Origin of the sequence: Rhodoplanes sp. SY1 (assembly GCF_046000175.1) — a bacterium.
Taxonomy (GTDB): Bacteria; Pseudomonadota; Alphaproteobacteria; order Rhizobiales; family Xanthobacteraceae; genus Rhodoplanes.
Window position 1 is genome coordinate 1 of sequence record NZ_JBEOMB010000444.1, and the last position, 872, is coordinate 872.

At 45.5% G+C, this 872-nt stretch carries 2 protein-coding genes; both read right to left on the reverse strand.

What is annotated here, in order from left to right:
• Positions 1 to 484 (reverse strand): class I SAM-dependent DNA methyltransferase (locus tag ABTU92_RS30245; protein WP_408095226.1); only part of this gene is annotated, 484 nt, incomplete at its 3' end.
• A 47-nt stretch (positions 485 to 531) separates the two neighbouring features.
• The coding region (locus ABTU92_RS30250; RefSeq protein WP_408095227.1) for an AAA family ATPase at positions 532 to 872 on the reverse strand (341 nt) is incomplete at its 5' end.

Consider the following 872-nt stretch of genomic DNA (forward strand, 5'->3'; position numbering starts at 1 on the left):
CCCTAAACGACGCTATTGCACCCGCATTATCAAACGCACAGGCCGACTCAACCACTCTCCTTCCAAAAACATTCCATTTCTTTATATATTTTCCAGAAGCAATTTCATAATTCGCCGGATCCCTCACCCATACCAACGCCTTCCCTTCACGAGACAGTCCGCGCGATACGAGACGAGCGACATTCCCGAAGCCGATATAGTCCGCACTCATTGCACATAGGATCAGATCGCAAGGAGCAATGTCGAGCGGTTTTTTACAATCATGAACTAAGTATTCATGTCTATGGCCGGAGCGGCTCCGAGCCTCTTCAATCATTAAAGGCGAAATATCCACGCCCAATACGGAAGCATTGGGCTTGAACCGGGTCACCATTCTCGACCAGACCCCAGTACCGCACCCAATATCCAGAACGGTAGAAAACCGCTCATTGATCAGAAGTCTCAGGATGTTCTCTTTTTCGATTTCTATCAGTTCAGACTCCACCCTCCATTTATTGTAGCAATCTGGAGTCAATTGAGCAAACGGCCAACTCATGAGTTCGCATGCCCATTATAGGGCTCCACAATTGCATCCAACGCAGATTGAACGCGCTCCTCTAAGCTGCCTCTGACTTCAACAAACCAGGGAATGTATTCTTTCAGTGCCTGATGGATGGCAACATCAATACGCCTTCGATACTCAAGATCCGTATTCCGGACTCCATCATTTACAACAGGAACGTGACTCTCTATCGGGACATATATATAGGCATTAAATTTGTCTGCGCAAATCCTTGACACCTCACCTGCCATTTTAATCCAATCACCTGCAAAATTTCCATTAACTTTTGCATATGCAAGAGTATCAAAAAGAGTTCTTACATAAATCATAT